The organism is Escherichia sp. Lx600-2, assembly GCF_036662595.1.
Taxonomy (GTDB): Bacteria; Pseudomonadota; Gammaproteobacteria; order Enterobacterales; family Enterobacteriaceae; genus Escherichia; species Escherichia coli.
On the sequence record NZ_JAYQWM010000116.1, the window covers coordinates 1 to 8,832 of the forward strand.

The 8,832-nt window shown below is 48.1% G+C and carries 7 protein-coding genes, 2 tRNA genes and 2 pseudogenes; 9 read left to right on the top strand and 2 right to left on the bottom strand.

Annotation, left to right across the window (positions count from 1 at the left end):
- Positions 1-607 precede the first annotated feature (607 nt).
- The 6 genes and pseudogenes from OQV04_RS22075 to ldtA all read left to right on the top strand — a co-directional run.
- Positions 608-796, top strand: a pseudogene (locus OQV04_RS22075) (IS4 family transposase); the annotation flags it as partial.
- A gap of 8 nt (positions 797-804) precedes the next feature.
- Positions 805-948, top strand: a pseudogene (locus OQV04_RS22080) (cobalamin biosynthesis protein); the annotation flags it as partial.
- A gap of 151 nt (positions 949-1,099) precedes the next feature.
- Positions 1,100-1,645: a bifunctional adenosylcobinamide kinase/adenosylcobinamide-phosphate guanylyltransferase gene (cobU, locus tag OQV04_RS22085; protein ID WP_000973176.1), complete on the top strand. Its 546-nt coding sequence runs from the start codon at positions 1,100-1,102 to the stop codon at positions 1,643-1,645.
- Entirely contained in the window at positions 1,642-2,385 is a 744-nt protein-coding gene (gene cobS, locus OQV04_RS22090; RefSeq protein WP_001326708.1) for an adenosylcobinamide-GDP ribazoletransferase, read from the top strand. Before cobU ends, cobS begins: the two co-directional genes overlap by 4 nt.
- Positions 2,386-2,396: 11 nt before the next feature.
- Complete coding sequence (cobT, locus tag OQV04_RS22095; RefSeq protein WP_247806853.1) at positions 2,397-3,476, top strand: nicotinate-nucleotide--dimethylbenzimidazole phosphoribosyltransferase; 1,080 nt, start codon at positions 2,397-2,399, stop codon at positions 3,474-3,476.
- 61 nt (positions 3,477-3,537) lie between these two features.
- Positions 3,538-4,473 (top strand): L,D-transpeptidase, encoded by a 936-nt coding sequence (gene ldtA, locus OQV04_RS22100; protein ID WP_000986321.1) that lies wholly within the window; start codon positions 3,538-3,540, stop codon positions 4,471-4,473.
- Between the two features lie 55 nt (positions 4,474-4,528).
- Here the strand turns inward: ldtA and OQV04_RS22105 are convergent.
- A tRNA-Asn gene (locus OQV04_RS22105) sits at positions 4,529-4,604 on the bottom strand.
- 326 nt (positions 4,605-4,930) lie between these two features.
- On the opposite strand from OQV04_RS22105, the gene nac reads away from it, so the two are divergent.
- Both nac and cbl read left to right on the top strand, forming a co-directional pair.
- On the top strand, positions 4,931-5,848 hold the full coding sequence (gene nac, locus OQV04_RS22110; RefSeq protein ID WP_001011462.1) for a nitrogen assimilation transcriptional regulator NAC: 918 nt from the start codon (positions 4,931-4,933) through the stop codon (positions 5,846-5,848).
- A 101-nt stretch (positions 5,849-5,949) separates the two neighbouring features.
- Positions 5,950-6,900 (top strand): HTH-type transcriptional regulator Cbl, encoded by a 951-nt coding sequence (gene cbl, locus OQV04_RS22115; protein WP_001011008.1) that lies wholly within the window; start codon positions 5,950-5,952, stop codon positions 6,898-6,900.
- 37 nt (positions 6,901-6,937) lie between these two features.
- Here the strand turns inward: cbl and OQV04_RS22120 are convergent.
- Positions 6,938-7,013 (bottom strand) — tRNA-Asn (locus tag OQV04_RS22120).
- Positions 7,014-7,173: 160 nt separating this feature from the next.
- On the opposite strand from OQV04_RS22120, the gene yeeO reads away from it, so the two are divergent.
- The gene (gene yeeO, locus OQV04_RS22125; RefSeq protein ID WP_077757391.1) at positions 7,174-8,661 is read left to right on the top strand and encodes a toxic metabolite efflux MATE transporter YeeO; all 1,488 of its coding nucleotides are present in this window, start codon (positions 7,174-7,176) and stop codon (positions 8,659-8,661) included.
- The last annotated feature ends 171 nt before the right edge of the window (positions 8,662-8,832 follow it).

Consider the following 8,832-nt stretch of genomic DNA (forward strand, 5'->3'; position numbering starts at 1 on the left):
AAATCGGCTCAAACATGAAGAAATGAAATGACTGAGTCAGCCGAGAAGAATTTCCCCGCTTATTCGCACCTTCCCTAGCAAAAGGAGTATATCAGAATATATCTACTGATGTACAAAACACAACAATAGCTTCATGATATATAAATACGTGATGACGAGTGGTACTCCGCATGGTTATTTAACTTCTCAGCACCACTAATGATCCTGAGCAACTTCGTATTTGGGCCATTACCATGGAGTAGAAAGCTGTGTCTGAGAATGCAGAATTTGAGAAAAGAATTCGCTTTCTTGGAGAGCTTCTGAAAATGGCACGCTAACAACGTTTTGTTAAAAAATGTGAATCACTTGCCGGGGCTGCATTTTCTATTCGAGGAGAATGTTGACGTAGATATTACAGAAATCTCAGCGCATCAGGATAAACTGCTACCTTAGGTCAACCACCAAAAGAAAATACAATACGTCCAGTTTGTATGCCTTTAATAACACATCTTCTAAATGTTGAAGAATTATCCCGCCTGCTGAAGAACGTTGCTCTGAGTGTGATAAACCTTTTTATTCTTGATGATGTCAGCGAGAAGATGGAATATATCCCCGACTGGGTCGTGGTTACCCGGTTAAACATCTGGTGGCGCTAATAAATCTGGCAAGTCACATTCTGTTGAATGCTGTGACAGTGCCTTACCGAGAGAGCGAAATTGTGGTGTTCTAGTGCATAGTCGCCACCATTCCGGATAATTCTATTACGTTGTTTTACAAGTTCTTTTACAGCGCAGATCTGTCGCTGACGTTGAATCAATAGCCTGGATTTCAGAACACAATGCCCGTTTGCTGGTTGTTCCGGCAGTAGCATTAATTCATTATCTGAATGAAATGTGTCAATCCACAGAAACCGCTGTCAATGACGCATTTTGTCGGACGTTAACACGAGAAAGTCTGGCTATTCCGTAATGCCATCTTATTTCGTAATGGATTGAGAATGCTGGATTTTTAATTATATTACGCGCAGTATTAATCGCGTAAATGTTTTGCGGTCAGCAACGGTGGGGGATCCATTGTTCTGTTCAATGAATACCATCATACATTTGAATCAGGAGTCGGTATGATGATTTTGGTGACGGGGGGCGCACGGAGCGGGAAGAGTCGCCACGCAGAGGCGCTTATTGGGGACTCTTCACAGGTTCTGTATATCGCTACCTCGCAAATCCTTGATGATGAGATGGCTGCACGGATAGAACATCATCGGCAAGGCCGCCCGGAGCACTGGCGCACAGTGGAGCGCTGGCAACATCTTGATGAATTAATTCATGCAGACATTAACCCGAATGAGGTTGTGTTGCTTGAATGCGTTACCACAATGGTGACTAATCTGTTGTTTGATTATGGCGGCGATAAAGACCCTGATGAATGGGATTATCAGGCGATGGAACAGGCGATTAATGCTGAGATTCAGTCGTTGATTGCTGCCTGCCAACGTTGCCCCGCAAAGGTTGTATTAGTGACTAACGAAGTGGGAATGGGGATTGTGCCGGAGAGTCGTCTGGCACGACATTTTCGTGATATTGCCGGGCGGGTAAATCAGCAGTTGGCCGCTGCGGCAAATGAAGTATGGCTGGTGGTTTCGGGTATTGGAGTAAAAATCAAATGAGTAAATTATTTTGGGCGATGCTCTCATTTATTACGCGTCTGCCTGTACCGCGTCGCTGGTCCCAGGGACTGGATTTCGAGCATTATTCTCGCGGTATTATTACTTTTCCTTTGATTGGATTATTGCTTGGCGCGATTAGCGGGCTGGTCTTCATGGTGCTGCAGGCATGGTGTGGCGCACCACTGGCGGCACTGTTTAGCGTACTTGTGCTGGTGCTGATGACCGGGGGATTCCATCTGGACGGCCTCGCTGATACCTGTGATGGCGTATTTTCTGCACGTAGCCGCGATCGCATGTTGGAAATCATGCGTGATAGCCGTTTAGGCACCCACGGCGGTCTGGCATTGATTTTTGTGGTACTGGCAAAGATTCTGGTGTTAAGCGAGTTGGCTCTGCGTGGCGAATCGATCCTTGCATCGCTGGCGGCAGCATGTGCGGTCAGCCGCGGGACTGCCGCATTATTGATGTATCGTCATCGTTATGCGCGGGAAGAAGGGCTTGGCAATGTGTTCATTGGCAAAATTGATGGGCGACAAACCTGCGTCACACTCGGCTTAGCCGCTATTTTTGCTGCCGTATTATTGCCGGGTATGCATGGTGTGGCTGCTATGGTGGTGACGATGGTGGCGATTTTCATCCTCGGTCAGCTTCTCAAACGTACGCTGGGCGGGCAAACGGGCGATACGCTGGGAGCAGCCATAGAGCTTGGTGAACTGGTCTTCCTGCTGGCACTGCTATAAAGAGACGTGAGATGCAAATACTTGCCGATTTACTGAATACGATCCCAGCCATCGATTCTACCGCTATGTCGCGTGCACAACGGCATATTGACGGGTTACTCAAACCTGTTGGTAGCCTGGGAAAGCTGGAGGTGCTTGCCATACAACTGGCAGGAATGCCGGGGTTGAATGGCATACCGCATGTGGGCAAAAAAGCGGTACTGGTTATGTGTGCCGATCACGGCGTCTGGGAGGAAGGGGTCGCTATTTCTCCAAAAGAAGTGACAGCCATACAGGCTGAAAATATGACCCGTGGAACAACCGGCGTGTGTGTGCTGGCAGAACAAGCGGGCGCTGACGTCCACGTAATTGATGTTGGTATTGATACTGCTGAGCCTATCCCCGGGCTTATCAACATGCGTGTCGCACGAGGTAGCAGCAATATTGCTTCAGCTCCGGCAATGAGTCGCCGTCAGGCTGAAAAGTTGCTTTTGGACGTCATATGTTATACGCAGGAGCTGGCAAAAAACGGTGTCACGCTGTTTGGTGTAGGTGAACTGGGGATGGCAAACACGACACCGGCAGCAGCAATAGTCAGCACAATCACTGGCCGGGATCCTGAAGAAGTGGTTGGGATTGGCGCAAACCTGCCGACAGATAAACTGGCTAATAAAATTGATGTTGTGCGTCGGGCGATTACGTTGAATCAACCAAATCCTCAGGATGGTGTTGATGTCCTGGCAAAAGTGGGTGGATTTGATTTGGTCGGAATAGCTGGAGTGATGTTAGGTGCTGCTTCCTGCGGTTTACCCGTGTTGCTGGATGGATTTCTTTCTTATGCTGCTGCGCTCGCAGCCTGCCAGATGTCTCCTGCGATAAAACCGTATCTCATTCCTTCTCACCTGTCGGCAGAAAAAGGCGCGCGTATAGCGCTCTCGCATTTGGGGCTGGAGCCTTATCTCAATATGGAGATGCGTTTAGGTGAGGGGAGTGGCGCAGCTCTGGCGATGCCCATCATCGAAGCTGCCTGTGCGATATACAACAACATGGGCGAACTTGCTGCCAGTAATATTGTTCTACCGGGGAATACGACTTCTGATTTGAACAGTTAAAAACGAAAAGTCTGATAAAAGCTATACTTAACGGATAGCTTTCGCGACATAGGAAAGGGACATGATGCGTCGTGTAAATATTCTTTGCTCATTTGCTCTGCTTTTTGCCAGCCATACTAGCCTGGCGGTAACTTATCCATTACCTCCAGAGGGTAGCCGTTTAGTGGGGCAGTCGTTTACTGTAACTGTTCCTGATCACAATACCCAGCCGCTGGAGACTTTTGCCGCACAATACGGGCAAGGGTTAAGTAACATGCTGGAAGCGAACCCGGGCGCTGATGTTTTTTTGCCGAAGTCTGGCTCGCAACTCACCATTCCGCAGCAACTGATTTTGCCCGACACTGTTCGTAAAGGGATTGTTGTTAACGTCGCTGAGATGCGTCTTTATTACTACCCACCAGACAGTAATACTGTGGAAGTCTTTCCTATTGGTATCGGCCAGGCTGGGCGAGAAACCCCGCGTAACTGGGTGACTACCGTTGAACGTAAACAAGAAGCTCCAACCTGGACGCCAACGCCGAACACTCGGCGCGAATATGCGAAACGAGGGGAGAGTTTGCCCGCATTTGTTCCTGCGGGCCCCGATAATCCCATGGGGCTGTACGCGATTTATATTGGCAGGTTGTATGCCATCCATGGTACCAATGCCAATTTTGGTATTGGGCTCCGGGTAAGTCAGGGCTGTATTCGTCTGCGCAATGACGATATCAAATATCTGTTTGATAATGTTCCTGTTGGGACGCGTGTGCAAATTATCGACCAGCCAGTAAAATACACCACTGAACCAGATGGCTCGAACTGGCTGGAAGTTCATGAGCCGTTGTCGCGCAATCGTGCAGAATATGAGTCTGACCGAAAAGTGCCATTGCCGGTAACCCCATCTTTGCGGGCGTTTATCAACGGGCAAGAAGTTGATGTAAATCGCGCAAATGCTGCGTTGCAACGTCGATCGGGAATGCCTGTGCAAATTAGTTCTGGTTCAAGACAGATGTTTTAAGAGCGTTGGTAATTAGAAAGCAAAAAGCCTGCTAGAAAGCAGGCTTTTTTGAATTTGGCTCCTCTGACTGGACTCGAACCAGTGACATACGGATTAACAGTCCGCCGTTCTACCGACTGAACTACAGAGGAATCGTGTGAACGGGGCGCATATTAATGGCAGTGCATGGTGATGTCAAAGGGTGAAATGCATTTTTTTGTTTGTTTGCTGTCAATTTCAACAAAGTGGTGAGCTTTCAATCTTATTGGGTAATGAACCATCGTGGTGCATACCCTCCTTTTATAGGGCAGGGGAACGCGACAGCTGATTAAAGGAGCAAATGACGAATCTATCATAATCTCTTATTTGACAGTTGGTTAGCTTGTACATCAACACCAAAATAAAACTGGCAAGCATCTTGCAATCTGGTTGTAAGTAATGGCGGCACTTGGGCCGATTCTTAAAAACCGGAGGCAACATGAACTTCAGACGCCTGAAATACTTCGTAAAAATTGTAGATATTGGTAGCCTGACCCAGGCTGCTGAAGTATTGCATATCGCACAACCAGCGCTCAGCCAGCAGGTTGCCACACTGGAAGGTGAGTTAAATCAACAACTTTTGATCCGTACAAAGCGGGGCGTTACACCAACAGACGCCGGAAAAATTCTCTATACCCATGCGCGGGCCATTTTACGTCAGTGTGAACAGGCCCAACTGGCGGTGCATAACGTTGGTCAGGCATTATCGGGGCAAGTCTCGATTGGCTTTGCACCAGGAACCGCTGCGTCATCCATCACCATGCCCTTATTACAGGCGGTTCGCGCTGAATTTCCGGAGATCGTTATCTATCTTCATGAAAATAGTGGTGCAGTGCTTAACGAAAAATTGATAAATCACCAACTCGATATGGCGGTGATTTATGAGCATTCCCCTGTGGCTGGTGTATCCAGTCAGGCTTTGCTGAAAGAAGATCTTTTTCTGGTAGGAACTCAAGATTGCCCGGGGCAAAGCGTTGATGTGAATGCTATTGCGCAAATGAACCTCTTTCTCCCCAGTGATTACAGTGCTATTAGACTTCGTGTTGATGAGGCTTTTTCCCTACGGCGACTCACGGCAAAAGTTATTGGTGAAATTGAGTCTATTGCCACGCTTACCGCAGCGATTGCCAGCGGCATGGGCGTTGCAGTATTACCCGAATCGGCCGCGCGTTCGTTATGTGGCGCAGTAAATGGGTGGATGTCACGCATTACCACTCCTTCCATGAGTCTCTCTTTGTCATTAAATTTACCCGCCAGAGCGAACTTATCGCCACAGGCACAGGCAGTGAAAGAGTTGTTAATGTCAGTGATTAGTTCTCCAGTGATGGAAAAAAGGCAGTGGCAATTGGTGAGCTAAGTGTTATATCGGGATGGAATAAGATGCGGGTTTTTATTATTTGTTATGCCGGGCATTAGACTTTAACAATAACGGGAAATCTGAACTGCCCGGAGTTTACCGTGAATTTCCAACAACTAAAGATAATCCGCGAGGCTGCACGTCAGGATTACAACCTGACAGAGGTTGCGAATATGCTTTTTACCTCACAGTCAGGCGTCAGCCGTCATATTCGGGAACTGGAGGATGAACTTGGCATCGAAATATTTGTTCGACGAGGTAAGCGACTGCTGGGCATGACTGAACCGGGCAAAGCATTACTGGTCATTGCAGAACGTATTCTGAATGAAGCCAGTAATGTTCGTCGGCTTGCAGACCTGTTTACCAACGATACGTCTGGCGTTCTCACTATTGCAACGACGCATACTCAGGCACGTTATAGCTTGCCAGAGGTCATTAAAGCTTTTCGCGAACTTTTCCCGGAGGTTCGGCTCGAGCTAATCCAGGGGACGCCACAGGAAATTGCGACATTGTTGCAAAATGGCGAAGCTGATATTGGTATCGCCAGCGAGCGTTTGAGTAATGACCCGCAGCTCGTCGCCTTCCCGTGGTTTCGTTGGCACCATAGTTTGCTTGTTCCACACGATCATCCCTTGACGCAAATTTCACCATTGACGCTGGAATCAATAGCGAAGTGGCCGTTAATCACTTACCGACAGGGGATTACGGGGCGCTCACGTATTGATGACGCATTTGCCCGCAAAGGTTTGCTGGCAGATATTGTATTAAGTGCGCAGGATTCTGATGTCATTAAAACCTATGTTGCTCTTGGGCTTGGGATCGGATTAGTTGCCGAGCAATCCAGTGGCGAACAAGAGGAAGAGAATTTAATCCGCCTGGATACGCGGCATCTTTTTGATGCTAATACTGTCTGGTTGGGACTGAAGCGAGGACAACTTCAGCGTAACTATGTCTGGCGCTTTCTGGAACTTTGTAATGCAGGACTGTCAGTTGAGGATATCAAGCGGCAGGTGATGGAAAGCAGTGAAGAGGAAATTGATTATCAGATATAGCAAAAATCCCGCTATAAAAGCGGGCTTTTCAGGAATTTGGCTCCTCTGACTGGACTCGAACCAGTGACATACGGATTAACAGTCCGCCGTTCTACCGACTGAACTACAGAGGAATCGTTGTTGAGGCACATCTTAACGGCGAAAAATCTTTTGTCAAACCCGATTTTTAAATTCCCCAACTGTTTGCCGTTTCTATCAACAGTTTGTTGCATTTGCAGACAATTTGTTGGCGAAAATCTTTGCAGCTTTGCTGATTCTCCCTCATTATTTGAAATGTGGTTTCACTTTCTGCAATTAAGGTCGGCTTTGAATATCTCCTCTGCTTTACGCCAGGTTGTTCACGGCACTCGCTGGCACGCTAAACGCAAGAGCTACAAAGTGTTGTTCTGGCGCGAGATAACCCCGCTTGCTGTTCCTATCTTCATGGAGAATGCCTGTGTCCTGTTGATGGGGGTTCTGAGCACTTTTCTGGTCAGCTGGCTGGGAAAAGATGCGATGGCCGGCGTGGGATTGGCGGACAGCTTCAATATGGTCATTATGGCTTTTTTTGCTGCTATCGATCTTGGTACTACTGTCGTTGTGGCATTTAGTCTCGGTAAGCGGGATCGACGACGAGCGAGGGTGGCGACGCGGCAGTCATTGGTGATCATGACGTTGTTTGCCGTACTGTTGGCAACGCTTATTCATCATTTTGGCGAGCAAATTATTGATTTCGTCGCGGGTGATGCCACGACAGAAGTTAAAGCACTGGCGTTGACTTATCTGGAGCTGACGGTACTCAGTTATCCAGCAGCTGCCATCACTCTAATTGGTAGCGGGGCACTTCGTGGTGCAGGGAATACGAAAATACCGCTACTGATTAACGGTAGCCTGAATATTCTTAATATTATTATTAGCGGCATATTGATTTACGGCCTTTTCTCCTGGCCGGGACTGGGATTTGTCGGGGCTGGGTTGGGTTTAACCATTTCTCGTTATATTGGCGCAGTTGCAATTTTGTGGGTGTTGGCGATTGGTTTTAATCCTGCGCTAAGGATTTCGTTAAAGAGCTATTTTAAACCGCTGAATTTTAGCATTATCTGGGAAGTCATGGGGATTGGTATTCCAGCGAGTGTCGAATCAGTGTTATTTACCAGTGGTCGGTTATTAACCCAAATGTTCGTTGCCGGGATGGGGACCAGTGTTATTGCCGGAAATTTTATCGCGTTTTCAATTGCGGCTCTTATCAACTTACCCGGAAGTGCGCTCGGCTCTGCTTCTACGATCATTACAGGCCGAAGGTTGGGGGTAGGGCAGATAGCGCAAGCAGAGATTCAGTTGCGGCATGTGTTCTGGCTTTCCACTCTTGGATTAACGGCCATCGCCTGGCTAACGGCTCCCTTTGCCGGGGTTATGGCATCGTTTTACACCCAGGATCCACAGGTTAAACATGTCGTTGTGATTCTGGTTTGGCTAAATGCTTTATTTATGCCTATTTGGTCCGCTTCATGGGTGCTACCCGCTGGATTTAAGGGGGCTCGTGACGCCCGTTACGCTATGTGGGTTTCTATGTTGAGCATGTGGGGTTGCCGGGTTGTCGTCGGTTATGTGCTGGGCATCATGCTTGGCTGGGGTGTGGTTGGTGTCTGGATGGGAATGTTTGCCGACTGGGCTGTGCGGGCCGTGCTGTTTTACTGGCGAATGGTTACTGGACGTTGGCTGTGGAAATACCCTCGACCCGAACCGCAAAAGTGTGAAAAAAAGCCAGCTGTGTCGGAATAAACGACAAAATGCAGATTATTTCAGCAAACGATTTCAAATTTAAAAAACAGGCTTTGACATTGTGGGTGGGCATCGCTAATATTCGCCTCGTTCTCACGATTCCTCTGTAGTTCAGTCGGTAGAACGGCGGACTGTTAATCCGTATGTCACTGGTTCGAGTCCAGTCAGAGG